At 38.3% G+C, this 25,984-nt stretch carries 21 protein-coding genes; 8 read left to right on the top strand and 13 right to left on the bottom strand.

Annotated elements, in window-relative coordinates:
• Positions 1–48: 48 nt before the first annotated feature.
• Both ABD005_RS01355 and ABD005_RS01350 read left to right on the top strand, forming a co-directional pair.
• Complete coding sequence (locus ABD005_RS01355; protein WP_343814058.1) at positions 49–546, top strand: P-loop nucleotide/nucleoside kinase family protein; 498 nt, start codon at positions 49–51, stop codon at positions 544–546.
• Between the two features lie 118 nt (positions 547–664).
• A complete protein-coding gene (locus tag ABD005_RS01350; RefSeq protein WP_343814055.1) occupies positions 665–2,107 on the top strand; it encodes an amidohydrolase family protein in 1,443 nt (480 codons plus the stop codon).
• 290 nt (positions 2,108–2,397) lie between these two features.
• Here the strand turns inward: ABD005_RS01350 and ABD005_RS01345 are convergent, their stop codons facing one another.
• Positions 2,398–3,294, bottom strand: coding sequence for a dienelactone hydrolase family protein (locus ABD005_RS01345; protein WP_343814052.1), 897 nt, complete (start codon positions 3,292–3,294; stop codon positions 2,398–2,400).
• A 264-nt stretch (positions 3,295–3,558) separates the two neighbouring features.
• Between ABD005_RS01345 and ABD005_RS01340 the strand changes: the two genes are divergently transcribed.
• Together ABD005_RS01340 and ABD005_RS01335 are read left to right on the top strand one after the other, a co-directional pair.
• Entirely contained in the window at positions 3,559–3,927 is a 369-nt protein-coding gene (locus tag ABD005_RS01340; protein WP_343814049.1) for a hypothetical protein, read from the top strand.
• 167 nt (positions 3,928–4,094) lie between these two features.
• Positions 4,095–4,229, top strand: a complete 135-nt coding sequence (locus tag ABD005_RS01335) for a hypothetical protein (RefSeq protein WP_343814046.1) — start codon at positions 4,095–4,097, stop codon at positions 4,227–4,229.
• Positions 4,230–4,526: 297 nt separating this feature from the next.
• Here the strand turns inward: ABD005_RS01335 and ABD005_RS01330 are convergent, their stop codons facing one another.
• A complete protein-coding gene (locus ABD005_RS01330) occupies positions 4,527–6,860 on the bottom strand; it encodes a S9 family peptidase (protein WP_343814043.1) in 2,334 nt (777 codons plus the stop codon).
• Between the two features lie 191 nt (positions 6,861–7,051).
• On the opposite strand from ABD005_RS01330, the gene ABD005_RS01325 reads away from it, so the two are divergent.
• The 3 genes from ABD005_RS01325 to trmB all read left to right on the top strand — a co-directional run bounded on the left by ABD005_RS01325 (position 7,052) and on the right by trmB (position 9,521).
• Entirely contained in the window at positions 7,052–7,972 is a 921-nt protein-coding gene (locus ABD005_RS01325; protein WP_215979742.1) for an ABC transporter ATP-binding protein, read from the top strand.
• 2 nt (positions 7,973–7,974) lie between these two features.
• Positions 7,975–8,739 (top strand): ABC transporter permease, encoded by a 765-nt coding sequence (locus ABD005_RS01320; RefSeq protein WP_215979741.1) that lies wholly within the window; start codon positions 7,975–7,977, stop codon positions 8,737–8,739.
• 92 nt (positions 8,740–8,831) lie between these two features.
• The gene (trmB, locus tag ABD005_RS01315) at positions 8,832–9,521 is read left to right on the top strand and encodes a tRNA (guanine(46)-N(7))-methyltransferase TrmB (RefSeq protein ID WP_343814854.1); all 690 of its coding nucleotides are present in this window, start codon (positions 8,832–8,834) and stop codon (positions 9,519–9,521) included.
• Between the two features lie 886 nt (positions 9,522–10,407).
• Here trmB and ABD005_RS01310 read toward each other — a convergent pair.
• The 3 genes from ABD005_RS01310 to ABD005_RS01300 all read right to left on the bottom strand — a co-directional run bounded on the left by ABD005_RS01310 (position 10,408) and on the right by ABD005_RS01300 (position 13,785).
• Positions 10,408–11,631 carry a cyclic di-GMP phosphodiesterase gene (locus ABD005_RS01310; RefSeq protein WP_343814037.1) on the bottom strand — a complete coding sequence of 408 codons (1,224 nt, stop codon included), beginning with the start codon at positions 11,629–11,631 and terminating at the stop codon, positions 10,408–10,410.
• Between the two features lie 240 nt (positions 11,632–11,871).
• The gene (locus ABD005_RS01305) at positions 11,872–13,197 is read right to left on the bottom strand and encodes an Ig-like domain-containing protein (RefSeq protein WP_343814033.1); all 1,326 of its coding nucleotides are present in this window, start codon (positions 13,195–13,197) and stop codon (positions 11,872–11,874) included.
• Between the two features lie 57 nt (positions 13,198–13,254).
• Complete coding sequence (locus ABD005_RS01300; protein ID WP_343814030.1) at positions 13,255–13,785, bottom strand: outer membrane beta-barrel protein; 531 nt, start codon at positions 13,783–13,785, stop codon at positions 13,255–13,257.
• 248 nt (positions 13,786–14,033) lie between these two features.
• On the opposite strand from ABD005_RS01300, the gene panP reads away from it, so the two are divergent.
• Positions 14,034–15,683: a pyridoxal-dependent aspartate 1-decarboxylase PanP gene (gene panP / locus ABD005_RS01295; RefSeq protein WP_343814027.1), complete on the top strand. Its 1,650-nt coding sequence runs from the start codon at positions 14,034–14,036 to the stop codon at positions 15,681–15,683.
• Between the two features lie 113 nt (positions 15,684–15,796).
• On the opposite strand, the gene speB is transcribed toward panP, so the two are convergent.
• The 8 genes from speB to pcnB form a co-directional block, all read right to left on the bottom strand.
• Entirely contained in the window at positions 15,797–16,684 is an 888-nt protein-coding gene (gene speB / locus ABD005_RS01290; RefSeq protein WP_343814024.1) for an agmatinase, read from the bottom strand.
• 64 nt (positions 16,685–16,748) lie between these two features.
• A complete protein-coding gene (nspC, locus tag ABD005_RS01285) occupies positions 16,749–17,945 on the bottom strand; it encodes a carboxynorspermidine decarboxylase (RefSeq protein ID WP_343814021.1) in 1,197 nt (398 codons plus the stop codon).
• A 177-nt stretch (positions 17,946–18,122) separates the two neighbouring features.
• The gene (locus ABD005_RS01280; protein ID WP_215979734.1) at positions 18,123–19,343 is read right to left on the bottom strand and encodes a saccharopine dehydrogenase family protein; all 1,221 of its coding nucleotides are present in this window, start codon (positions 19,341–19,343) and stop codon (positions 18,123–18,125) included.
• 91 nt (positions 19,344–19,434) lie between these two features.
• The gene (speA, locus tag ABD005_RS01275) at positions 19,435–21,522 is read right to left on the bottom strand and encodes a biosynthetic arginine decarboxylase (protein ID WP_343814016.1); all 2,088 of its coding nucleotides are present in this window, start codon (positions 21,520–21,522) and stop codon (positions 19,435–19,437) included.
• A 236-nt stretch (positions 21,523–21,758) separates the two neighbouring features.
• On the bottom strand, positions 21,759–22,625 hold the full coding sequence (gene panC, locus ABD005_RS01270; RefSeq protein WP_343814013.1) for a pantoate--beta-alanine ligase: 867 nt from the start codon (positions 22,623–22,625) through the stop codon (positions 21,759–21,761).
• A gap of 294 nt (positions 22,626–22,919) precedes the next feature.
• Positions 22,920–23,714, bottom strand: a complete 795-nt coding sequence (gene panB, locus ABD005_RS01265) for a 3-methyl-2-oxobutanoate hydroxymethyltransferase (protein WP_343814010.1) — start codon at positions 23,712–23,714, stop codon at positions 22,920–22,922.
• A gap of 71 nt (positions 23,715–23,785) precedes the next feature.
• On the bottom strand, positions 23,786–24,268 hold the full coding sequence (gene folK / locus ABD005_RS01260) for a 2-amino-4-hydroxy-6-hydroxymethyldihydropteridine diphosphokinase (protein WP_343814007.1): 483 nt from the start codon (positions 24,266–24,268) through the stop codon (positions 23,786–23,788).
• A gap of 9 nt (positions 24,269–24,277) precedes the next feature.
• Entirely contained in the window at positions 24,278–25,825 is a 1,548-nt protein-coding gene (pcnB, locus tag ABD005_RS01255) for a polynucleotide adenylyltransferase PcnB (RefSeq protein WP_343814004.1), read from the bottom strand.
• Positions 25,826–25,984 lie beyond the last annotated feature (159 nt).

Below are 25,984 nucleotides of genomic sequence, written 5' to 3'. Positions count from 1 at the left end.
CAAAAAGCAGTTTGTTTTTAATGAGGCGTTATGCGCCATGGAGGGCTGATGTCAAATAGTGGTACGTTGATTTATTTTTGTGGGAAAATGGGGGCAGGAAAGTCAACTGAGTCTAAAAAGATTTCGGTAGTTCGTAATGCTGTTCTTATTTCTGAAGATGAGTGGTTGTCTAAACTTTATCCGGATCAAATTACATCTTTTGAAGACTATATTAAGTTTTCTGGTCAGCTAAGGCCTCTGATAAAAGCTCATGTTCAAAGTATATTAAGGGCTGGTTCAAGTGTCGTTATGGATTTCCCCGCGAATACAAAAAAGCAAAGAGAGTGGTTTAAACTGTTATCATTGGAAGCAAAGTCGGAGTCTGAGCTTATTTATTTAAAAGTAAGCAATGAATTGTGCCTACAACAAATAGCACAAAGGAGAGTTGAGCAACCATCAAGAGCAGCGTTCGATACCGAGGAAATGTTTAATCAGGTAACCAAGTTTTTTGAAGAGCCTATTGAAAGTGAAGTAAAAAAACTAGTGGTAGTCGTAAAAAACGTATAATAAGTCGTTAAAGAAGGGCTGGTAACATTGGGTATTATCGTTCCTTATGAGTATAGCCGACTGCAATTTTACGCTTAAAACAGCGTTAACTATTTCATAAATCTAACATGGAAGTATCATGATTAAAGCATTATCACTCTCAATTTCATTGTTATCTTTTGCTTTATTAGCGCAGAACAAGATTCTAATTGAAAATGTCACTATCATTTCTCCTCATTTGCAAGCACCCAAAATACAGATGAATGTATTAATAAGTGATGGACGAATTACCGAAATAACGGATAAAGATGTTATATCCTACGATCTTAAAATAAATGGTTCGGGAAAATTCTTAACGCCTGGCCTTATGGATAGCCATGCGCATGTTTCGTCAATTCCTGGTATGGGGTTTGGTGTTGAACCTGTGGCTATTAAAAAACCAAAACTCGTAAAGGCTTATTTTGAACAACAACCAAGAAGCTTTTTATATTATGGAGTCACTCAAATACTTGATCCTAATCCGGGAGTAAGTTTCGACTATTTTACTTCGGCGCCTCATCACCCTGATTATTTTCGCTGTGAGGTATTAACATCAAAGAATACCTTTCCGTATGTAGAAAAAACAGATGCTCTCTCAAGATCAATGTTCACTTATTTAATTGATGAAAGTGCAGAGGCAACCGCAGTAAATTCTGTCGAAAGTTTAGTTGGTAAAGTTGCCAATTCAGGTGCTTCATGCATAAAAATTTATTTTGAAGACGGTTATGGTAACGCTAGTCAATGGCAAACATTTTCAACCAATACGCTAAAGCGAATTAAAATAGCGGCTGAAAAATTTAATTTACTTATAGTCGCCCATGCTAATGCCTTAGATATGCAACAATTAGCACTTGCCGCAGATGTTGATGTGATCGCTCATGGTATGTGGAATTGGGGGCAATATAATCGCGAGAAAGATATACCTAAGGAGATATCTAACACTCTGGATATAATGATTAATAACAAAGTAGGCTATATGCCTACACAAAGAGTGATTGCTGGCTTAGGTGAAGTAATGCTACCTGCTATTGTTAATTCTCCTGAGTTTTTATCTATTACGCCGAAGTCACTTATTGATTGGTATAAAACCACTGAAGCGCAATGGTTCAAGGAGGAACTTCGAATTGGTTTTGATGGAATGCCAGATCAATCAATTTCAGCTGCATTCTTATATGGGCGAATAGGAAAAGGTAATAAAGTTATTCAATACCTAAGAAGCTCTAACCTTCCTATTTTATTGGCTTCAGACTTTCCTGGCAGCCCTAGTTTTGCTAACCAACCTGGGCTAACAACCTATCAAGAAATGAAAGCTATGGTTACCGCAGGGCTATCGCTTGAAGAAGTATTGGCGGCAGCAACGATTAATAATGCTAAACAATTCAGAATTGATAAAGATTATGGCACTGTAGAAGTTGGCAAAATTGCTAACCTTCTATTGCTCGAAAGTAATCCTTTAGACGCTATAGAGTCGTGGGATAGTATAGAAACGATTATTCTGCATGGCAGCCCTATAGCGAGAGAGAATTTGGTGGTCAATAAATAGCTAACAACCTGTTAAAAATATAAAAGTTAGCCTGTGATCCAGAGGTTGAAATAGAAAATATTACTCAATCATAAAATGATGATTCGTGGGTGTGAGGAACAATAATCGTAATATACAAGTTGCTCGAGAGGAAGATAATCGTTGGCTTTGTTTTTGTTATCAAAGCGCTCTAGAGGTAAAGGCGGAAAATAAGCTGGTAATGTACGTAGGTAATTATCAGCTTAACCTGAAGTGAACATAAAGCTCTAAAACTACACTCTAAAGCCATGCAAGCTAGTTATAAATACTTATTAGGTGTTATTCAGTACTAGCTTTTTGTTAAAAAATGCTAGCGATCTTGACCACGCTAACTCGGCATTTTCTTTATCATATCGCCCTGTTGAGTCGTTATGGAAACCGTGTTTGGCATTGGTGTACATATGCATTACATACTCAACATTATTTGCTTTTAAGTCAGCTTCATATTCAGCCCAAGAAGCATTTACTCGTTCATCTAGCTCACCTAATTGAATCATTAACGGTGCTTTAATGTTTTTTCTTAAGGCTTTTGTTGCTGGTGTGCCATAAAAAGGAACGCCAGCATCAATGAGGTTACTGTCAATGGCTGCTAAATAGTTAACAATGTATCCGCCAAAACAAAAGCCAATGGCACCTAACTTACCATTTGAACGTGGGTGAGACTTTAAAAAATTGGCCGCAGCAACAAAGTCGTTTTGAATTTTGTCTTTATCTAATGTTTTTTGCATTGCTCGACCTTCGTCGTCATTGCCTGGGTATCCGCCTAACGGAAATAAGGCGTCAGGCGCAAAAGCAATAAAGCCAGCTTTAGCTAATCGACGAGCCACATCTTTAACATAAGGGTTTAAGCCTCGGTTTTCATGAATAACTAAGACTACAGGCATATTATTAGTACTATTGTTAGGTGTAACTAAATAGCCTCTACCTTCGCCGTGCCCTTGTGGAGACGGAAAATTTTCGTAGCTCGCCTTGATATCAGAGTCGTTAAATGAAACTTGCTCTGCTAAGGCATAATTAGGGAGCAATGCAGAGGTTAACACCGACATAGAATAACCAAGAGCAACTAAACCCGTTAGCTTTTTCATAAAGGTTCGTCGGTCCATGCCGTCATGTGCGTATTCATCGTACCAATCGAACGCTTTTTCTGGAATATTTGTATTATTTGGCATGTTTTATCCTATGTTGAGTTGCTATGGTCATTTAAAGGTTTAGTGACAGACCCTAGTCAATAAATATGCGGTAACATTGAAAGTATTGCAAAAAAACTTCAATTACTGCGCTATTAGCTGCGGTAAAGATACTAACTTTATCAGTAAATATACTCGCTAGCGCCAAGTCATATTGCTTACCGTGAGCAGGGAGGGCATAGTGGTTAAATATTATTACTGTTGTAGGTTAACAGTTAAATCAAACTGGTAAGTGTTATATTTTTTATGAAGCATTCTTTTTATTTATTTAGTCGCCGTCAGAAAATAATGTTTTATCTCAAGCTAGTAAGCTTGTTTATATTGATTAATGTTTTTATTGGAACTTTATTGTTATTCTGTGGTTTGTCAGGATTTAGTCTGCTTTTTTTGGCTATTTCCTTAACGGTTTTTGCTCCCTTTGTGGATGTTCCTAGCGGAGTGAAAAATGGTAGTTTTCTTTATTACTCGCCTTTACTGATTGCTGAGAAGATGAAAAATAATCAATTAGTATTACACAGCGGTAGTTTATTTGATTATTATTTTGCTCTGATTTTACAAGTACAGCACAAGAGCGTAAAAGGCAGGTTTTTACTGCGAATATCGAGGGATTATTAGCGCTTATTGCACAGTATGAACAGCAAAATAGCACCAATATTAGAATTAAAGTGACGAGTTATATAATAAACCCACGCACTGCTAATAAGCTTGGTTTACAGCGCCAAAAGACAGATTTTATCCAGTTGTTCATCTTATATTTTAACTTTGTTAATTTAACGTGCGCTATGTCTTTATTAAAAGGGAAATTTACACTACCTAATTTGAAACAAGTTTACACTTTTGAAGGTGAGCTCGATGCATTAATCGCGAATAAAGCTTATTTACAAGGCTTGCAAAAACGATTATTAAAAATTGCTTGAAGGTATACCTTTGCAACTGTTATGCATAAAAATCTCATAGCTTAATCGTAACTTGAGCATTAAGGTGAGGATAAAACACGCTCAGTAAAATAGCTACTAGAGAAACATTTGTTAAGCCGAGCTCAGGTTATGTAGCTAAAAACAGAGTTTATACACTTATATCGTCGCTTTGCTCACTTAATGGGTTGATTCATTTATCGTCATCCAAAAAAGGGTAACTCGTTAAACACGGGTTACCCTTTTATTTGTATATCTTTATTGCTACTAGCGTAAACTCAAGCCAATAATATTAGCCAATTACTCAGTTAATAAATTATCTTTAAAAAATTGAGTTTTCATCGTTTTGTAATGCAATGTTGTCCCTTTACCTTCACGAATACTGTGGCTACGATTTGGGTATGACATAAACTCAAATTGCTTGTTATGTTTTACTAACTCGTTAATTAAACGCTCGCTACCTTGGTAGTGTACGTTGTCATCGCCTGTGCCATGAATTAGTAATAGTTGCCCTTGTAAGTTTTTTGCGTGGGTAATTGGTGAGCCTTGTTTGTAGCCTTCAGCGTAGTCAGGTAATAAGCCAGAATATCGCTCTTGGTAGATGGTATCGTACAGCAGTTGGTCAGCAACGGGTGCAGACGAAATACCTACATGGTATTGCTCTGGGTATCTAAATAACATGTTTAGTGTCATGGAGCCGCCACCTGAATGCCCCCAAATACCCACGTGGTTGGTATCAATATATGGCCAACGCTTTGCCATGGCTTTTAAGGCATCGCTTTGATCGCGTGATGATAAAATTCCCACTGCGCCATAAATTGATTTACGCCATGCTTGCCCTTTAGGTGCGCGGGTACCACGGTTATCAACTGAGGCGACAATAAAGCCTTGCTCGGTTAAGTATTGGTCCCACATAAAGGCATTACCGCGCCATTTGTCTTGTACGGTTTGTCCCCAAGCTTCACCGTAGACATAAAAAATGATGGGGTATTTTTTGCTTGGATCAAAATTAGCAGGGCGGGTAATGTAACCATCAAGTACGATACCGTCTTGTGCTTCAACTTGAAAAAACTCCGTTGCTGCTAAGTTCATTGTCGCTAACTTAGTATTAAGCACTTCATTAGTCATTAAAATATGCTTTTGCTGATGCTGGCTTTTATTTTCAGCCGAAATTTGCACTAAGTATTTACTGGTAGGTTTGCTAAAGCTTGAGTGTGAATGAATTGCCCAACTACCATTACTTGCCATTTGGTATTGGTTGTAACCGTCAAAGCCTTCAGGAGTTATTAACTGATTGCTAATGCTACCATCAAGCTTACTACGGTATAAGTAGCGCTGACTGACATTTTCAGGTGAGGCAATAAAGTAAATCCAACCATTGGCCTCATCAAGAGCTTTAATTTCAGTGATGTCAAAGTCGCCATTAGTTAGGTTGATAGCATGTTTGCCGCTACGTGAAATACGATATAGATGACGCCACCCGCTACGTTCACTTGTCCAAATAAAGCTATTACCGTTTTCTAACCAACGAGCGTCATCAAAAAAGTCTAAAAAATTTTCTTCTTGCTCTGTCATTAACAACGAGACTTTACCGCTATTAGCATTAGCCAGATAAAGTTTGTTGGTGTCTTGTTTGCGATTGACATGTTGAACTAAAATTTCTTCACTATTACCCGACCAGTTCATGCGAGGTATGTACATGTTGCGTGAGTTGTTTGGCAGTTTAGTCCAAACGGTTTTTTGGCTGTTTACGTCAACAATACCTATGTTAGCTAAGGCGTTTTCTTCTCCTACTTTAGGGTAGGGGAATTTAGTTAGCGTGGGGTATAGGCTGTCAGTATTGTTGATCATAATAAAGTCTTTACTACCGCTAGTATCTAGCTGCCAGTACGCGATTTTTTTACCATCAGGGCTCCAACGAAAACCATCACGAATTAAAAACTCTTCTTCATATACCCAGTCAAACAGGCCATTGATAATACCATTGCCGGCGCTATTGGTTAGTTGTGTAATGTGAAGTGTTTTTAGGTTTTGTAGGTAAATATTGTTGTTATAAACGTAAGCAACTTGAGTAGCGTCAGGTGAGAATTTAGCAAACATTAATTGGCTGCTTTCAGTGCTATCGCCTAGCTTAGTTAAGGTTTTAGTTTTAACGTTGTATAACCAGTAATCACCACGGCTATTTGAGCGCCACACCTTTTTACTGTTAGTGTAAATCAGTAGCTTAGTTTTATCGTCTGAGTAGTGGTAGTTATCAATCACTAAGGCTTGCTCAAAACCTTGTGGTGTTAGTTGTTTGGCGCTAACTAATACCTCACGCGCTAGCGTTGTTGGGTCGTAGCTAACGATTTCATTACCTAAGTTTTTTTCTTCGTCATTAGCAGCTTGTTCAATGGCAAGGTAGGCACTACCATCAGCTAACCAGCGAATTTGACCGATGCGCTCCGACTTAAATTGTTTTTCTTGATAAATGTTGGCGATAGTTAATGACGAACTATCTACCGTATTAGTGGTGTTTGCTGTGCTGTTATCAGTGGTTTGGCATGCAATTAACGGTAGCGTTAATAAAGCACCTAAAATAAGTTGTGCTAACTTATTTACCTTGCGCTTTTTAAATGAATAATTGGCTAACATGAGTTGTCCTGAAGGTAATATTGAACAATCATTGTAGATATAGCCTTATGCCGACACAAGAAAAAGTCGGTAGATAACCCTTTTTCATGGTTCAATGAAAAATACTGTGTTGATTAGTTGTTGAAAAAAAGATTAGTGCCACCATATCTATTAGTTCAGTTTTATTACCCATCAAGTGGATTGGAAACCCTATGACATATGCATTAGAGATTAGCGGGCTCGCAAAAACCTATAAAGGGGGCTTTGAGGCGTTAAAAGGCATTGAGTTAACCGTAAAACAAGGTGATTTTTTTGCTTTGTTAGGCCCAAATGGTGCTGGTAAGTCGACCACTATTGGTGTGATCACTTCACTTGTTAATAAAACCGCAGGTACAGTAAAGGTATTTGGTTATGATATTGATAGCGATTTAGAAAAAGCAAAAAGCTTTATTGGTTTAGTACCGCAAGAATTTAACTTTAACCAGTTTGAACCCTTGATGCAGATTTTGGTGAATCAAGCCGGTTATTATGGCGTACCCAGAAAAACGGCAATGGAGCGTGCAGAAAAATACCTGAAGCAACTTGAGCTTTGGGATAAGCGTAATGTGCAAGCTAAGTCATTATCGGGTGGTATGAAGCGTCGTTTAATGATTGTTCGTGCGTTAATGCATGAGCCGAAAATGTTGATTTTAGATGAACCAACCGCTGGTGTTGATATTGAAATTCGCCGCGGTATGTGGGACTTCTTGAAGGTATTAAATGAGCAAGGTATTACCATTATTTTAACAACTCACTATTTAGAAGAAGCGGAAAATCTGTGCCGTAATATCGCGATTATTGATGGCGGAAAAATAGTTGAAAACACCAGTATGAAAGGTTTGCTCGCGCAACTTGATAGTGAAACCTTTGTCCTTGATTTATCTCCGACCAATCAACAAATCACACTTAGTGATGTTGGTTATAGTGTTATTGACGAGCACACCTTAGAAGTTGAACTTCATAAGGCTCAAACCTTAAACAGTGTCTTTGAGCAGTTATCAAACCAAGGGGTGCAAGTGCTAAGTATGCGTAATAAAAGTAATCGTTTAGAAGCGCTATTTGTTAACTTAATTGAAAAGAATGCAGGCCAATAATTATGAATAACTCTATTGCCTTAAAAAGTATCTTAACCAAAGAAGTTCAGCGCTTTATGCGTATTTGGGTGCAAACATTAGTGCCTCCCGCCATTACTATTAGCTTATATTTCGTTATTTTTGGTTCGCTAATTGGTTCACGTATTGGTGAAATGGGTGGCTTTGACTATATGTCTTTCATTGTCCCAGGCCTTATTATGATGAGTGTTATTACGAACTCTTACTCTAATGTGTCGTCATCATTTTTCAGTGCTAAATGGCAGCGTAATGTTGAAGAAATGCTCGTTGCCCCCGTACCTAACTGGGTGATTGTTGCTGGTTATGTGGGTGGCGGTATGTGCCGTGGCTTATTGGTTGGCTTGATTGTTACCTTAGTATCATTATTCTTTGTTGATGTGCAAATTCATAATGTTTGGGTAATTATTGCAACCGTTTTATTAACTTCGGCGACCTTTGCATTGGGCGGCTTGATTAATGCCATTTTTGCTGGCAGCTTTGATGATATTTCGATTATTCCTACGTTTGTATTAACGCCATTAACTTACCTTGGCGGTGTTTTCTATTCAATAACCTTATTGCCTGAGTTTTGGCAAGGGGTATCGCAAGCTAACCCAATAGTTTACATGGTTAATGCCTTTCGTTACGGTTTTTTAGGGGTATCCGATGTCAGTTTGGTGACTGCATTTAGCGTAATTGGAATATTTATTATCGTGTTATTTACCGTGGCTATGACTTTAATTAATAAAGGTATTGGCCTGAGAAGTTAAGCTTGTAGATGCAAACATATAACGGGCTACTTACCTAGAAAAGATCATTGCGTTATTGATTTAAAAATAATGAAGGAAATAAAATGAACAACATGCCTACGGGTGATTCAAAAGCGATTATTACTAATCAACCCGGCATTCATGAAAAGCTTAATGAGGTTGTTGAAAAGCATTTATCACACCCATTTAAAAAACCTTATCAAATGCATACTGAACAGGCGTTTAATGAGGTTAATCAGGCGGTACAAGCTTTTCTTAGTGAAAACCCTCAAGGTGAAATTATTTTAGATGCTTGCTGTGGCGTTGGCCAAAGTACGCGTATTTTGGCAAAGAAAAATCCACAGGCGTTAGTGATTGGTGTTGATAAGTCGGCGCATCGCATTAATCGTAATGTCGAAGGTTTTGAAGAGTTAGAAGAGCAGGGTAACTTTCATTTGGTTCGTGCCGATTTAAATGACTTTTATCGCTTAGTCAAAGCCGCTAATTGGCCCGTGACTAAGCACTATATTTTATACCCAAATCCGTGGCCAAAAGCTAAACACTTACAGCGTCGCTGGCACGGTAGTGCGGTGTTTCCACAAATGACCAGTATTGGTCAGCAACTTATTTTGCGCAGTAATTGGCGTTTGTATTTAGAAGAGTTTCAACAAGCGGCTGGCCTAGTGAATTTGCGCGGCAATATAGAGGCGCTACCGGTTGATGTAAAAAATGCCTTAACCCCGTTTGAAGCTAAATACCAAGCAAGTCAGCAAGTGTGTTATCAGCTTTCATTAGTACGCTAATATACTCGCTAATGGTAAGTAAGAGTCTTTAATAATACTTTAACGACTCTTTACTGAAATTGAGAGAGTTAACTCCATTATTAGCGATTTTATTTGCATCTAGATGAAGTTGATGCGTTATTATCACCACTATTTAGTGAAATTTACTATACACTCGTAGTTTTCATTTTATACTTCATTGTCTTTATTGACCGCTACTCCTCCACCAAGATAAAGGTTAAATTTCCTTAAATGCCTCGCTGCCACTGATGTTATTGGTAACTCAGGTAATCTAATTATTGCAAGCAGACTGTTTTTTACTTTTGGTATAGCCCTTGCTACTTATCGTTAAATAACTTGAACTTGGTTTAAGAGATATTTAAGAAATTGAAATATCCGCACCAATTATTTTTCTGAATCGTTAGCTTGATAGTTTTTCTTCTTTTCATATGATCAGCAAGGAAAATTTCGCGTCAATAGGGAGCTATTGCAAGTGAACTTAGCTAAGAGGCTAAGAAGAATAGTTGCTAGAGAAACATTTGTTAAGCCGAGATCAGGTTAAATACTTATTAAAGTGAACTTAATAGGTAATTAAACTGATTAGTAGTATTAAGGATGCACCATGATAAAAATTAAACGTAAAGTACTCGCTTTAGCATTGTCATTATTGGCGTTATTTCAAGCAGGCCTAATTTATGCGGCTTCGCTGCTCTAAGTAATCTGAGCTTAAAATAATAAATTTATCTCAAGCTGATATTACTTATCAATAATCGCGTTGGAGTCATTTGCAATAGACTCGCTATTGGCGCATAAAACGGTCTTGCTTATACTAGAAAATTTCTAGTTAGAGAAGGAAGCTTGAATTATTGTCTTTTAATATTAATATGTTATTAAAATAATAAGGGCCTTACTCTATAAAAGCCCGTTTAAAAAAGCGTAACAGGTTAATATTGAACTCTTCAGGTTTGATGCAGCAGTCAATTTGATCTTGATGTTTGTCATGGATTAAATCAATTTCTTCCATGGCGATAGCTTGGTTTAATCTAGTATTATAAAAAACCCGTACGAAAGGTTGTAGTGGTTTGCTTTTATTTAACTTGCTTATCAAACCTAGTTTACCGCTTGTCAATTTTACCAAAGTGCCAATAGGGTATATACCTAAACAATTTACAAATTGCTCAACCAATTCGTTATCATAACTGGTTGGAGATTCCTTCATTAATATTTTAAACGCTTTGATAGGGTGCATACCTGCTTTATAGACACGCTCGGCTGTCATAGCATCATAACTGTCAACAATTGCTATCATACGACCAAACTGGCTTATTTGTGGCTCAGTTAACTGCTGAGGGTAACCTGTACCATCTAAGCGTTCATGATGTTGTTTGACAACACTTAAGACTAGCTCAGGTAAGTCAGGACAATCTTGTAGGACTTGCATACCTAATGTTACATGGCTTTTTATTATTTCATACTCAGGGGGAGTCAGTTTGCCGGGTTTATGTAACACTTCTGGTGGAATTAAGACTTTACCAACATCATGCAAGAAAGCGCCTAAGGCGAGTTGTTCTATTAATTCGCGGTCAAGCTTTAAATATTTAGCAAAGATACTCATTAAAATAGAAACATTAAGCGAATGCTCTACTAAGTATTCATCTTTAATACGTAAGCGAGACATACAGGCGAGCGCATCTTGGTTTCTAAAGATGGAGTCTACAATAGCGTCGGTTGCTTCTTTTGCTTCACTAATATTTATGCTTCTGCTTTCAGTGAGATTGTTAAGAATTTTATGTTGCAACGTTTTGGCATTGTCATAGAGCGTACTAGCACTTTTCATTTCTTGATCTAATGAAACCGATGTAGGCTTTTCTTGTGCCGATGGCTCTGGTTCATTATCAATATCAGGTAATATTTTATCTATTTTTTCGGCTTGCTTTTGTTTATTAGGGTCAATGGTTAGGTGGGTAATACCGGCTTGAACCATTTTCTGAATACCTTCTTGGCTTCTTATATAGCCTTCAGTTTTAACATTAACGCTTTTATTTTTACTGGTGATAGATAAAACATACATGCCTGGTTTAAGGTCAGTAATGGCTATTTTTTGGGTTGAAGGTACAGCATCATTGGTCATAAGGTCTACCGTATTAGAATAAAAATGAAATCGTCGGAGTATGCAAGTGGTTGATAAAAAGTAAAGCTTATAAGCAGTATAGACTACGAAAATTATTGAGTGAAAATTAATGTTTAAAATGGAAAATTGTACTTAGAAAAACAAAAAAGCGACCTTGAAGGTCGCTTTTAATATATGAGTAGTATTAATTTTAATCGCTAGTCATCTTAATAATACTCTGTTATTTCTATGTTGCTATTTCTATTCAGATACTTCTATATTGATACGCACACTCGTTTCATTGTTATCATAAGCTGCTGAAATAACGACAGTACCAGTAGTGATTTTGTTGGCTGTTATTTTATAATTAGCAGTATCGGTTCCTGTTTCTACTAGCTCAACATTAATGAGGTCGCTTTCGGTGCCACCATCTATTAGCCATTGAGCAAATTCGGTAACATTTAATGTACTCGGTGTATTTGTGTAATTAGCACTCAGGGTTAACGTAATTGAGTCATCTAGCCCTACGGTTAACTCATCTTCACCATCATTAATCTGCAAGTCTTCTATATCTGCTTCGCCTTTAATCTCAATAATTGCTTTTGCTTCTTCACCGCCACAATTTGCCATAACTTGGACCACGCCAGGCTTTAATGCCAGTAGTGTTCCTTTGTTGTCACCTTTTTTGGTAAGCCCAATCTGAGTATTATTAGGTGTTGTCCTCCAACTAACACTGTTGTCGATATCAAAGGTGTCCTCAGATACTTCAGCTAATAATGTTGCTTGTGCATTCAGTTGTAAACGCTTACCAACGTTCATTGTGATGCGATCCGTTACTTCTTCATCGTCAGAGATAATAATCAACTCAGATAAGTTACTAGGATCTGCTGTAACAGCTAATAAACCTATAACTTTATTTGTCATACTAGCACTAATTATGGTGTCTTCTGGGCTTGCAGCTGAGGTAAAAAGATCACCTTCATCATTAATAACAGCGGTACTATTATCATCAACACTAAAACTGACGCCGCGGGTAGTATTTAACGATTGGTAGCCATCTTTATATGTTACATCGGCATTAATTTTTGCAGCAATACAAGTGTTAATATTTCCTTGTTCAGGGGATATTTGCTTTAAGACAATACTCTCAGGAGCCTCATTACTTACTGATAAGCTTACATCTCTAGTAATGTCATTATCGGTTTTTGCCGTTATAACAACAATGCCTTGATTTTCTTCGGTGTTTTTAATTGCCGTTACCAAACCCGTTTTTTCATTAACAGTAGCAATACTTTCATCACCTGAGCTCCAAGTTAACTCTTTAGTAACGTCACGGGTTTTTCCTTTATTGTCTGTGCCCATCGCCGTTAATTGATGTGTATCATCTTTTGTTAGACGAGTTTGCCCACCAGAAATAACAAAGCTCTCAATAATAGTACCATTTTGGCGTTGAGCTTCTAATTTGACCGCTTTGGCTAGGTTTTCAGAGTCGCCATCAGAGCCACAACCCGATAATAACGTAACACTGATAAGTAATGAACTGATATAGGCGTAAGAAACGCTTGTTAAGTTTTTAATGTTTTGCATAGTAAATAAAAGGCCTTCATTGGCTAAGAAGTTGGTTTGACATGCTAGAGGTATATGTTAAAACTGGTAGGTTAAGCCTAAAGCAATACCGGTAATTTCAAGGTCGCTGTCTTTGTATAATGATTGATACCCTAACCTAACCTGAGCATTTTCTATGTAAGGTAATTGTTGTATAAGGGATACGCCCCATGAAAAGCCACTGTATTCTTCAGTGCCATTATAAGTTTCTGCAGGGCCGGTAACCGCTAGGTCATTCATAGCATAGCCTAGCGAGACATCAAAACGAAAGCCTTGCATAGTATCTGACTGCAGCACAACATATAATGCTTTGCTTTCTTCTAAATCAAACTTTATTCGATTGGAGTTATCTGTTTTTGAAGATAGTAAATACTGCGCTTCAAAGGCGATATTATTATTACTTACTCCAGCCCTTAAACCCATTATGGCTGGTTGAATATTCTCCCCCCCAACATCAATATCGGTTAGCATGTAATCAATACCAATATAAGGAGAATCAGCCAATGCTTTATTGGTTATGGCAAGTAATGAAATGCTGAGGAAAGTTACTAAAAGAGGGGATCTATTCATATAATGACAATATTGCTCGTACTTTAATGGAACTTGATGATATACAGTGTCTTTATGATCGTCAAGTAAGTACGTAACAGTGGTGAGTATCTTGCTGTATTCATCATAGTCACTAAAAAAAGAAGACTTTTAACTGATTTTTTATTAAAGTGCGATGCTTTGTACACTCAATTAAACAATGATAGCTTACCCACGATTAAGCTAGCCTAGCTAGCGCGGTATAATTAGGTAAGTAAAAGTGAACCATTATGAAAGCCACTAAACGTATTGCAGATGCCACACAAGAGTCTTTACATCGGATTTTTACCGTAGCTGAAGCACCTGATTCAACCTTAGGGTTAATTGAGCAGGAAATGTCGCAAAACTTGGTTGGCTTTTTAAATAATCATATTGTTGCCAGTGAGAATGCTTTAACTGATATTGAACAAGACTTTATTGATGCACAAATTCCTGAGCAACCGGCGTTTGTATCAGACCATATGAGTCACTTACTTGATAAGTTAGTTTCTCAATCAGTTCATACCTCTAGCCCTAGCTTTGTTGGTCATATGACCTCAGCTTTACCCTCTTTTATTTTACCATTATCTAAGTTAATGGTTGGATTAAATCAAAATCTCGTTAAAGTAGAAACGTCTAAAGCATTTACACCGTTAGAACGCCAAGTATTAGGCATGATGCATAACTTGGTTTATCAAGAAACAAGTGACTTTTACCAAAACTGGATGCATAGCGCTCAACACTCACTTGGTGCTTTTTGTTCAGGCGGCACAGTAGCTAATATTACTGCGTTGTGGGTTGCTCGTAACAAATTATTAAAAGCGGATGGTGACTTTAAGGGAGTTGCTCGTAGTGGCTTATTTGCAGCTTTGCAGCATTATGGTTATCAAGGTTTGGCTATTTTGGTCTCAGAGCGTGGTCATTATTCACTGAAAAAGTCAGCCGATATTTTAGGTCTTGGTCAAGACAGTGTTATTGCCATTCCTACGGATGAAAATAATAAAATAGATTGTATTAAGTTGGCGCAAAAGTGTGATGAATTAGCGGCAAAAAATATTAAAGTGCTTTCTATTGTTGGTGTAGCGGGTACTACTGAAACGGGTAATATTGACCCGCTTAATGCAATGGCTGATATTGCCGAGCAGCATCAATGTCATTTTCACGTTGATGCCGCATGGGGTGGAGCTACCTTATTATCAAACAAATACCGTCCATTACTTGCTGGCGTTGAACGTGCCGACTCAGTAACCATAGATGCTCATAAACAAATGTATGTTCCTATGGGCGCTGGGGTAGTTATTTTTAAAGACCCTTCATCGGTTGCGGCTATTGAACATCATGCTGAATATATTCTTCGTAAAGGCTCAAAAGATTTAGGTAGCCATACCCTTGAAGGATCACGCCCTGGTATGGCGATGTTAGTTTACTCTAGCTTACATATTATTAGTCGCCCCGGTTATGAAATGTTAATTAACCAAGCGATAGAAAAAGCAGAATACTTTGCGGATATTATTAACCAGCACCCAGATTTTGAATTAATAACCAAGCCTGAGTTATGTTTATTAACCTATCGTTATGCGCCTAAATCAGTACAAGAGTTATTGGCAAACCAGGGCAAAAATAATGATGTGGCAGGTCAGCAACATATCAATTTATTACTTGGAAAACTAACCAAGTTTATTCAAAAACGTCAGCGTGAAGACGGAAAGTCTTTTGTTTCGCGAACGCGTATTGAAGTAGGGCATTATAACGGTGAAAAAGTTATTGTTTTTAGAGTGGTTTTAGCTAACCCGCTCACGACCAAAGAAATTTTACAAGACATTCTCGTCGAGCAAAGTAAACTTGCTTTAGAGAGTGAGCAGTTTTTACCTGAATTACTTGCTGCGGCTAACACTAAATAGCTCCAGTTAGGCTATAAAAAAAGCGACATAATGTTGAACACTAATGTCGCTTTTTTATGGCTTATAACTCTGCGCTTAAATCAGCTTTAAGCTAAGTTAAATTAGGCCTCAGGTTATTTAACTTTACTGCTGTTACGCTCAACAATACCCATCATTTTATAAGTCAGTAATGAAGCGGCAAAGTCATAAGCATGAAAGTCTTTGATTGGCGCAAACTCCATAATATCAAAACCGATAATAGTGCGCTGCTTAGCAACAGACTCAAACAAATTTAAGGTTTGATACCAGCCTAAGCCTCCCGGCACTGGTGTTCCTGTTGAAGGGAACACTGAAGGGTCCATACCATCAATATCTAAGGTGAAAAATATTTTTTCAGGGAAGTCGTCAGGTAACGTAATACTTTGAATATTATTAGGGACTAACTCTTCACCGTCTTGAAAATGCACACCATGTTGTTCACGAATTTGCATTTCTTCTTCACAAAAAGCGCGAATACCTAATTGATATAATGGAATACCTAAATCAACAACGCGTTTCATTACAGAGGCATGGCTAAGCTTGTCACCTTCGTAGGCTTCACGTAAATCAGCGTGAGCATCAATTTGCACAACACCAAAGTCGTCATAACCCGCATCACGAAAGCCTTTAATAACGCCGTAAGTGACGGTATGTTCGCCACCAAAAACAATTGGCATACCACCATTATCAAGAATTAACTTGGTTGCTTTGGCAATATTATCTATGACTTGCTCTGCAGATACATTGCAATCTATTGCAGGGTGAGTATAAATTCCATGCTGGCATGGCTTGCTTTTACCGTCCCACTCTTCGAGTTGCCAAGACGCTTGTAAAATAGCTGAAGGCCCTTGTGCAGTGCCACCACCATAAGAAACACTTTTTTCAAATGGTACAGGCAAGACATGAAAAAAGGCATTATTCATTTCAGGTTGTTCTATTTCAGAGCCTAAAAATATTGGGTAATCGTCATGAGGTTCGGTCATGGTATATCTCTATGTGGTATTTTAACAATAGTGTTTAAACTATAGTTGAGTAGTTAAATGGCCATTAAGACAAACGTTGTTTAAAGTCGTCATACGTAAATTGCTTCACTAGGGTTAATTCATCTGTTTGTGAATTCCAAAGCGCAATCGCTGGTAATTTAGTGCCATTAAAGGTACTTGTTTTTACCATAGTGTAATGCGCCATATCTTCAAAAACGATACGTTGGCCTATTGTTAATGGCTCTGCAAAGCTGTAATCATTAACAATGTCGCCGGCCAAGCACGTTAAACCGCCAAAGCGATAGTTATGGAGAAACTCGTTTACCTCGCCTGAGTTAGTAATATCAGGGCGATACGGCATTTCTAAGGTATCAGGCATATGACAAGTGGCTGACGTATCTAAAATAGCGTGATAGTCATGCTCGCTTTGAGCTTTTTTCTCAAATATATCGAGTACTTCAGCGCACAATACGCCACTACCAATAGCAATAGCTTCACCAGGCTCTAAGTAAACTTGTACTTGATGTTGCGCTGAAAAGCTCTTAATACGCTCAATTAATGCGTCTACTTGGTAGTCTGGTGCGGTAATGTGATGTCCACCACCAAAATTAACCCATTGCATTTGTGTCAGCAGATGAGAGAATTTGTTTTCAACAGCATTTAAGGTTCTATTAAGTTCAGCAAAACCTTGCTCGCATAAGGTATGAAAGTGCAAACCACTAATACCAGTTAAGTCGATATCAGCTAATTGGTAAAGTTTAATACCTAAACGAGAGCCTTCGGCGCAAGGGTCGTATAGTGGTACGCTTCCCTCTGAATGCTCAGGGTTTATCCGTAAGCCAAAATGCAGCGATGGTCGTTCAATTTGAGCTTGTAAACATAGCGGTTTAAAACGTTGCCATTGACTAACACTGTTAAAAACAATGTGATCAGCAAAGGTTAATAATTCTTTTACATCGGCTTCGCTAAACGCAGCGCTGTAGACATGTACTTCTGATTTTTTATCACCGTAGCGATATTCATCAAAACCAAGCTTAGCTTCATGTAAACCACTGGCACAAATACCGTCTAAATAACTTGCGGTTAACGGGCCTAATTGCCACATAGAAAATGCTTTAAGCGCGGCAAGCACTTTAGCACCACTGGCGCTAGCAACATGATTAAGTATGGTTAAGTTACGTTCAATAGCGACTTGGTCAACCACAAAACATGGTGACGGTAAACGTTGTAGGTCAAGCTTAGTAAAATCGGTAAATTGCATGAAGTGATTACCCTTGCAAATGCCCAAGCCGAATGGCTTGTTTGAGCTGTCTGTACCCATAGTTATGAGTCAGATAATAAATGCGGTTTATTATCAGCTAAGCTGTTAATAAACCGCGTTAGTGGGGCTGTTGAGCATTAACTATGTGATGCTAATGCGTTTCAATCCCGTTACTTTTTATAATGAAAAATCATCTAATTCGATAACTTTCCACGGTAAACCGTGTTCATTCATATCAGCCATAAATGAGTCAGGATCAAATTGTTCTATGTTCCATACGCCAGGTTTTAGCCATTTACCTTCAAGCATTTGCTTAGCGCCAATCATCGCTGGTACACCTGTGGTGTATGAAATTGCTTGTGAGTTAACCTCTTTATAACAAGCTTGGTGATCACAAATATTATAAAGATAAACGACTTTTTCTTTACCGTCTTTAATACCGCGTACTACAACACCAATACAAGTTTTGCCAACAGTACGAGGACCTAATGATGATGGATCAGGCAATAACTTGGCTAATAATTGAATTGGCACAATTTGTTGACCGTTATAGTCAATTGGCTCAATGCCTGTCATGCCAACATTACCGAGTACTTCTAAATGCTTTAAGTAATTGTCAGAGAAACTCATCCAAAACTGTGCGCGTTTTAGGCTTGGGAAGTGCTTTGTTAATGACTCAAGCTCTTCGTGGTACATACGGTAAATATTGTAAGTACCAACTGACTCAGGACAAGTGAAGCTTGCTTTTTTCGACATAGCATCGGTTGTAACAAACTCACCGTTTTCCCAATGACGACATTCAGCGGTTACTTCACGAATGTTAATTTCAGGGTTGAAATTAGTCGCAAACGGGTAGCCATGATCACCACCGTTAACATCAATAATGTCTAACTCATGAATTTCATCAAAGTAGTGTTTTGCTACGTAAGCGGTGAAAACATTGGTTGCGCCGGGATCGAAACCACTACCAAGTAGTGCGGTAAGACCTGCTTGCTCAAATTTTTCTTGGTAAGCCCACTGCCATTTGTATTCAAACTTAGCGGTGTCTAATGGCTCATAGTTAGCTGTATCCATGTAGTGAACACCAGCTTCTAAACAGGCATCCATAATGGTTAAGTCTTGGTACGGCAGGGCAACGTTAATGACTAACTGTGGTTGTTCTTTTTTGAGTAAAGCAACAAGCTCAGGTACGTTGTCTGCATCAACTTGTGCGGTGCGAATCACTTGACCTGTTTTTTCTTTGACTTGCTCAGCAATGGCAATACATTTTGCTTCAGTACGGCTTGCTAATAATATGTCGCTAAAAAGTTCAGCTACCTGCGCACACTTTTGTGCAACAACACCACCAACGCCACCGGCACCGATAATGATCACTTTTGAAGGGGTTAATTGAGACATGGTTTTTCCTGTATTTTACATTGTTCGTTGTTTATTAATGGTTGCAATGAGCCATTGTTTTTTAACGGCTCATTACGATTTTTACGCTTAATTAGTTAACTTGCTCACGCTCAAAATAGGTGTAACCTTGTAAACTTTCTTTAAACGCTTTTAGTATTTCTTGACGTTGCGCTACGGTTATTTTTTGTTCTTTAACCGCTTGTTCCGCTTTGCGTCTAAATTGCTCTAACATTTGTTTTGGCTCGTATTCAACGTAGCTTAGTACATCTGAAATACTGTCGCCATGAAACTCACGAACAAAATCAAAGCTACCATCGCCATTGAGTCTGACACTTACTACATTGGTATCTCCAAATAGATTATGTAAATCGCCTAAGGTTTCTTGATAAGCGCCAACTAAAAAAACACCTACGTAATATTCTTCGTTTTTATTAAGCTTATGTAACGGCAATGTATTACGAATTCCATCAGGTGAAATAAAACGGTCAATTTTTCCGTCACAATCACAGGTAATGTCAGCAATAATTGCTTCACGGTCAGGTTGCTCATTAAGGCGATGAATAGGCATTACAGGAAAAACCTGATCTATCGCCCAAATATCGGGTAATGATTGAAACAAGCTAAAGTTACCGTAATAAATATCTGACAATAACTCTGGTAGTTTCTCCAACTCTGGCGGTATACGTTCAATTGTTTTCAGTATATGGCTTATTTTTTCTAATATAGCCAAGGTAATATTATCGCCTAGAGCTCTTTCATGTAAGTTCACTTGACCACGTCTAAACAACTCGCGAATTTCATCACGATAATAGATAGCGTCGTTATAGCACTCTTGAAAGTTTTTATTAGTGGTATTACCTAACACCGCAAATAAATTATGCAATAGTTCGTGAGCGTCATCAGCTAAAGTCGCTGGTAATGCTTGCGGCTCATGATTACGAACATCCAAAATATTGAATAGCAATAAAGATGAATAAGCGACCGTTGCACGACCCGACTCTGTGACAATCGTTGGGTGAGCAATATCTAACGGATCCAAACTTTCAATAATAGTTTCAACAATATTGGCACAGTATTCATCAAGCTTGTAGTTCATGCTATGCGTGCTATTTGAGCTAGCCCCTTCATAGTCAACGGCTAAACCGCCACCTAAATCGAGGTAGCCCATAGGCGCACCTTCGTTTATTAATTCGCTATAAAAACGACAAGCTTCGAGCACGCCATTACGAATGTTGCGAATGTTAGGAATTTGCGAACCTAAGTGGCAGTGTAATAATTGCAGGCAATCTAACATGTTAGCCGTTTTTAATTGTTCGACGACCTCCAGCAAACTATTGGTAGATAAACCAAAAATAGAGCGATCACCGCTATCTTCATTCCAATGCCCATCTACAACAACCGATGACTTTATTCGTACACCAATTAACGGCTTAATATTTAACGCTCGGCTGCGCTCAAGAATAATCGGTAACTCTGCTGGCGTTTCAAGAACAAAAAAGCACGAGATGCCCATTTGATTAGCATATAAGCCTAAGTCAATAAACTCAGAGTCTTTATAACCATTACACACAATTAAGCTGTCTTGATTAGGGCTTTCGTGATTACGTAATTGTGATAAGGCAATAATCAATTCCGCTTTAGAGCCTGCTTCTAAACCATGGTTAAAGCGACGACCAAAGTCGGCTATTTCTTCAATAACATGGCATTGTTGGTTTACTTTAATAGGGAAAACACCACGGTAATTACCTTGGTATTCAGCCGCTGTGATGGCGCGCAAAAAAGCTTCGTTAAGCTCTTTAATACGTTGATCCAACAGGTTTTCAATGCGCAAAATTGCAGGCATTTCTAAGCCACGCTCTTTCATGCCTTGAACGATATCAACTAACGATACACTGGTGTTGTTTAGCGTTGTCGTGTCAGTACTTCTATTGGCGCTAGTCGGGTTATTAACATGCACTTCACCATTGTCAGCAATACTAAAATAGCCAACACCCCATTGATCAATACTATAAAGATCAGCGCTATCTTGTACGCTCCAATCTTCATTGTTCGTTGCAACGGTTGATGTGTCAGGGGTATTATTTACCATAGTGTTTGAACCATTGCTTGACGCACTCTCTTGCTTTTCCGCATTTATTAGAGGGTTTTGTGCCGCAGTAGTTAAAGGACGTTTACTCATAGGATTTATCTAGGCTGAAGTGATATTAACTAGAGGAGACTAGTTATGTGTATCGTTTAAAAGTTTGGCGATTATAGCAATAAAATTTTGCGTGGCAATCTTTTAATAAAAAATATTTTATCAACCTAATCGCGGCAAATTTGCCGATGTTTACCGCAATTAACTTGTTGTTTTATGAACTTTATTTTTAGAGCTTCGTACGAGGTGAAGTAGTCACAGAGTAAGCGATAACTCCATTAATCTAAATTTAATGGTAAATTATCAATTAATCGCGCTTTACCACAGTGAGCAGCAGCAAGAATTACCAGCTGTTTATCATCTTCACTGGCGGGCTGTAATGTTTGTGCATGGCAAACATGAATATAGTCGGTGTGCATACCTGTGCTATTAATTGCGTTGGCGGCTTTTTTTGTTAGACCAATAAAATCAATACTGTCACTATTAGCATGGCTGGCTTTTATTGCTTGCGCTAGCCATTGTAAGTTTTGTTGTAATGCGGGGGCGATTGCTTTTTCGTCAGGAGTTAAATAACCATTACGTGAGCTTAAAGCGAGGCCGCTTTCTTCGCGGATAGTATCAACAGGTATGATGGTGATAGGCATTGATAAGTCTTCAACCATAGTGGTGATCACTTGTACTTGCTGATAATCTTTTAAACCAAAACAGGCAACATCAGGCTGTACTAAGTTAAATAACTTACAAACAATCGTTGCTACACCACGAAAATGACCTGGGCGGCTCTCTCCGCAATAACCGTCAGATACATTAGGTACTTCAACGTAGCTTTGTTTGGCTAACCCTTTAGGGTAAATCATGTCGGGGGTTGGCGTAAATAATAAGTCGGTGCCTGCAACAACCAACTTAGCTTTATCTTCTTCCATGGTTCTTGGGTAGCTATCAATATCTTCATTAGCGCCAAATTGCATCGGATTAACAAAAATACTGGCAACAATTTTATCGGCATGTTGATGAGCATGCGTTATCAAAGAAATATGACCCGCGTGTAAGTTACCCATTGTTGGTACAAAGGCAATGGTTAGCCCTTGTTGTCGCCATTGGCTAATTTGGTTACGTAGTTCATTAATATGAGTAACTGTTTTCATAGGTATTTCTTCGGACTCGGTTAGTTCAATGCTGTTGGTTAATGGTTACTCAGTAGTTTTGAGTATACAACTTAACCTGATATCGGTTTAACAAATGTTGCTCTAGTAGCTATTTTTCCTAACTTCTTCGTTAAATTTACTTGCAATAGGCCAGCTATTGACGCGAAATTTTTCTTGCTTGTCATATGAAAAAAAGAAAAACTATCAAACTAACGATTCAGAAAGTGATTTATTTTGATATTTCAATGTGTTAAATATCTCTTAAATCTAAACCGATCTCAGGTTAACTTACTGCTAGTTAAAAATATGCTCATCGCCAGGGAAGTTACCTGCGCTTACTTCACTAATATATAACTCTACTGCGGCTTTAATATCGCCGGTATCTTTTAAAAAGTTACGTGAGAATTTAGGCATGTAGTTACAAGCAATACCTAAAGCGTCATGCATAACTAAAATTTGACCGTCGGTATCCTTACCTGCGCCAATACCAATAACAGGGATAGTAAGCGCTTGTGAAATTGCTTTACCTAGAGCACTTGGAATACATTCTAATACCAATAATTGTGCACCAGCGGTTTCGAGGGCTTTGGCATCTTCAATCATTTGTTGCGCTTTGTCGTTTTCACGACCTTGTACTTTAAAACCACCAAATACATTAACCGATTGCGGTGTTAGTCCTAAATGCGCACAAACAGGAATACCACGCTCTACCAAAGCGCTAATGGTGTCATTTAACCAAGCACCACCTTCCATTTTTATCATGCTAGCACCGGCTTGCATTAATTGAGCAGCACTCGTGAAAGCTTGCTCTTTAGTGGCGTAACTCATAAATGGCATGTCGGCGATAATCAAGGTGTCTTCAACCCCGCGTTTTACGCACTGGGTATGATAGGCCATATCGTCAACAGTCACAGGCAAAGTGCTATCTTGTCCTTGCAATACCATACCCAGTGAATCGCCAATTAAAATAGCATGAATACCTGCTTGGTCGAAAAGCTTAGCAAAGCTTGCATCGTACGCGGTAATCGTTGATATTTTTTTGCCTTGCTGCTTCATTTTAAGCAAAGTCGCGGTGGTTATTTTAGCCATAAGTGTTCCGGTTTTTGTGTACTGTTACAAAGTGTTAGTGTTGCTATTCGAGTCGGTGAAAAAATGTCTTTTTAAGTAAGCTTTTGAATGCCATTAGTATTAACTTTATTTGCCAAGCTTGCTACGGCTTCATTACAAGGTAAGCATAATTTTGGCGCAATTTCAGCTAAAGGCAGTAAAACAAATTCGCGTACTTTCATACCATAATGAGGGACAGTTAAACGATCATTATTAATAACTAGGTCACCATATAATAGAATATCTAAATCAAGAATGCGTGCGCCCCAACGATTATCTTTACGAACACGACCCGCAGCATTTTCTATCGCTTGTAGCGCATCTAATAAATCAAGAGGTGCTAATGTCGTTTCAAGAGCAAGTACGGCATTAATATAATCGTCTTGATCTTGAGGTCCCATTGGGCGGCTTAAATAAATACTCGATGTCGCTAAAACACTGCTGTGAGGTATTTTAGCAACTTCAACTATTGCTTGTTTAACTTGTTCTGCTGGGTCTGATAAATTACTACCTAGCCCAATATATACTATAGTCATTAGCGTTACTTAGTCGTGGTTAGCGCTATTGTTGGCAGCCGCTGATTTAGTTGGCTTACGACGCTTTCTTGGTGAGCGCCGTTTTGAGCCTGGTACCATTTTAATGCCTTTGATCATTTGAACACGAGCGTCATTTGAGACTTCTTGAAAGTCAGTCCACCACTGAGCAAGCTCTTTAAGTTCGGCACTTTGTTCTATTTCAGCTCTCAATAATAAGAAATCGTAGCCCGCTCTAAATTTAGGGTGCTCAAAGGTTTTAAAAGCACGCTTGCCTTCACGACGAGCAAGTTTGTCTTGTAATATCCAAATATCTTTCATTACGCCCTGAAAGCGCTTAGGAATAGCAATACTACGTTGCTGCTCTGGCATCACTTCACTTAACGCAGCAAAAAAAGCATCTTGTGGCGCTAATTGCTGTGCGGCATTAATTTGTTTGATGTGCTTTTGCAGTGGATACCACAATAATGCGGCAAACAAGAACGCAGGTGTTACTCGTTGATCGTTATTAATACGTTGGTCGGTATTACCCATTGCTAAGACAATTAATGCCAGCAATTGCTGTTGCTCTACTTTTGCTTGCTCGTTTTCGGGCTGAGCATTGAGTGCTTGCTCAACGGCTGGGAAAAAGTAACCAAAGAGGTTGTAGTGACGTAATTGTTCAAAGTTTGCAATGGCTTTGCCTGAAATAAACATTTTCAAGAACTCTTCAAACATACGAGCAGCAGGAATGCTCGCCATTAACGTTGCTAGCTCTTGAATTGGCGCACTGGTTTCAGGGCTAATTTGCATATCAAGTTTAGTGGCAAATCGAATTGCTCTTAACATGCGTACAGGGTCTTCACGGTAACGCGTTTCAGGATCGCCGATTAAGCGAATCACTTTATCTTCAATGTCTTTTACGCCATTAGCAAAGTCAAATACTTTGAAGTCTTTGGTTGAGTAATATAGCGCGTTGATAGTGAAATCACGACGTTCAGCATCTTCTTCAATAGTGCCGTAAATATTGTCACGTAATAACATACCTTCATCATTTTGTTTTGATGTTTTAGTATGTTCTTTAGTTGGCTTTTTGCTTTTTTCAGCAGTACTGTCGTGATGACCTCGAAAGGTGGCAACTTCAATAATTTCACGGCCAAAAACAATGTGTGCTAAGCGAAAACGACGACCAATCAAGCGACAGTTTCTAAATAAGCCTTTAATTTCTTCTGGCGTTGCGTTGGTTGCAATATCAAAATCTTTTGGTTTTAACCCTAAAAGAATATCGCGAACACCACCACCAACTAAGTAGGCATCAAAGCCTCCTTTGTTTAGGCGATATAATACTTTAAGTGCATTTGGACTTAATAATTGGCGTGATACTGGGTGTTGATCTCGAGTTAAGACTAAGGGCGCATCAAATGAGGCGCTAACATTATGTTGTTTCGTACTCGCATGCGCTTTTTTCTTGGGTGGAGCACTCGTCTTATGAGTTGTTACTTTTGAGGTAATAGTTTGCGCATTATTACTGGGTCGAGTAAAAATTTTTTTACATAAATCGATAACACTTTTGATAATCACAGGCCTTTAAAGAACACAGATAAATAGTGGCGCAATGATATAACAGCGTTGAAAAAAATAACAGCGTAAAAGCAATTAACAAAAACTTAATTTGTGTGAAAAGTCGGCAGATGTCGTCACATTTTTGTCATAGTTTTTGATTAAGCTTAACTAAATTAA

Origin of the sequence: Colwellia asteriadis (genome assembly GCF_039523295.1) — a bacterium.
Lineage (GTDB): Bacteria > Pseudomonadota > Gammaproteobacteria > Enterobacterales > Alteromonadaceae > Colwellia > Colwellia asteriadis.
Note: the sequence above shows the minus strand (reverse complement) of the source record. Positions and strands in the feature narration are given on the sequence as shown.

Excerpts from the sequence above, each read along its gene's own strand:
- ABD005_RS01335 (WP_343814046.1), top strand. The coding sequence starts at position 4,095 with ATGTCTTTATTAAAAGGGAAATTTACACTACCTAATTTGAAACAAGTT.
- ABD005_RS01325 (WP_215979742.1), top strand. The coding sequence starts at position 7,052 with ATGACATATGCATTAGAGATTAGCGGGCTCGCAAAAACCTATAAAGGG.
- speA (WP_343814016.1), bottom strand. The coding sequence starts at position 21,522 with ATGAGTAAACGTCCTTTAACTACTGCGGCACAAAACCCTCTAATAAAT.
- panB (WP_343814010.1), bottom strand. The coding sequence starts at position 23,714 with ATGGCTAAAATAACCACCGCGACTTTGCTTAAAATGAAGCAGCAAGGC.
- folK (WP_343814007.1), bottom strand. The coding sequence starts at position 24,268 with ATGACTATAGTATATATTGGGCTAGGTAGTAATTTATCAGACCCAGCA.
- ABD005_RS01355 (WP_343814058.1), top strand. The coding sequence starts at position 49 with ATGTCAAATAGTGGTACGTTGATTTATTTTTGTGGGAAAATGGGGGCA.
- ABD005_RS01280 (WP_215979734.1), bottom strand. The coding sequence starts at position 19,343 with ATGTCTCAATTAACCCCTTCAAAAGTGATCATTATCGGTGCCGGTGGC.
- ABD005_RS01310 (WP_343814037.1), bottom strand. The coding sequence starts at position 11,631 with ATGACCAATGATGCTGTACCTTCAACCCAAAAAATAGCCATTACTGAC.
- ABD005_RS01340 (WP_343814049.1), top strand. The coding sequence starts at position 3,559 with ATGAAGCATTCTTTTTATTTATTTAGTCGCCGTCAGAAAATAATGTTT.
- ABD005_RS01350 (WP_343814055.1), top strand. The coding sequence starts at position 665 with ATGATTAAAGCATTATCACTCTCAATTTCATTGTTATCTTTTGCTTTA.
- panC (WP_343814013.1), bottom strand. The coding sequence starts at position 22,625 with ATGAAAACAGTTACTCATATTAATGAACTACGTAACCAAATTAGCCAA.
- panP (WP_343814027.1), top strand. The coding sequence starts at position 14,034 with ATGAAAGCCACTAAACGTATTGCAGATGCCACACAAGAGTCTTTACAT.
- speB (WP_343814024.1), bottom strand. The coding sequence starts at position 16,684 with ATGACCGAACCTCATGACGATTACCCAATATTTTTAGGCTCTGAAATA.
- ABD005_RS01320 (WP_215979741.1), top strand. The coding sequence starts at position 7,975 with ATGAATAACTCTATTGCCTTAAAAAGTATCTTAACCAAAGAAGTTCAG.
- ABD005_RS01330 (WP_343814043.1), bottom strand. The coding sequence starts at position 6,860 with ATGTTAGCCAATTATTCATTTAAAAAGCGCAAGGTAAATAAGTTAGCA.
- trmB (WP_343814854.1), top strand. The coding sequence starts at position 8,832 with ATGCCTACGGGTGATTCAAAAGCGATTATTACTAATCAACCCGGCATT.
- ABD005_RS01300 (WP_343814030.1), bottom strand. The coding sequence starts at position 13,785 with ATGAATAGATCCCCTCTTTTAGTAACTTTCCTCAGCATTTCATTACTT.
- nspC (WP_343814021.1), bottom strand. The coding sequence starts at position 17,945 with ATGCAATTTACCGATTTTACTAAGCTTGACCTACAACGTTTACCGTCA.
- ABD005_RS01305 (WP_343814033.1), bottom strand. The coding sequence starts at position 13,197 with ATGCAAAACATTAAAAACTTAACAAGCGTTTCTTACGCCTATATCAGT.
- ABD005_RS01345 (WP_343814052.1), bottom strand. The coding sequence starts at position 3,294 with ATGCCAAATAATACAAATATTCCAGAAAAAGCGTTCGATTGGTACGAT.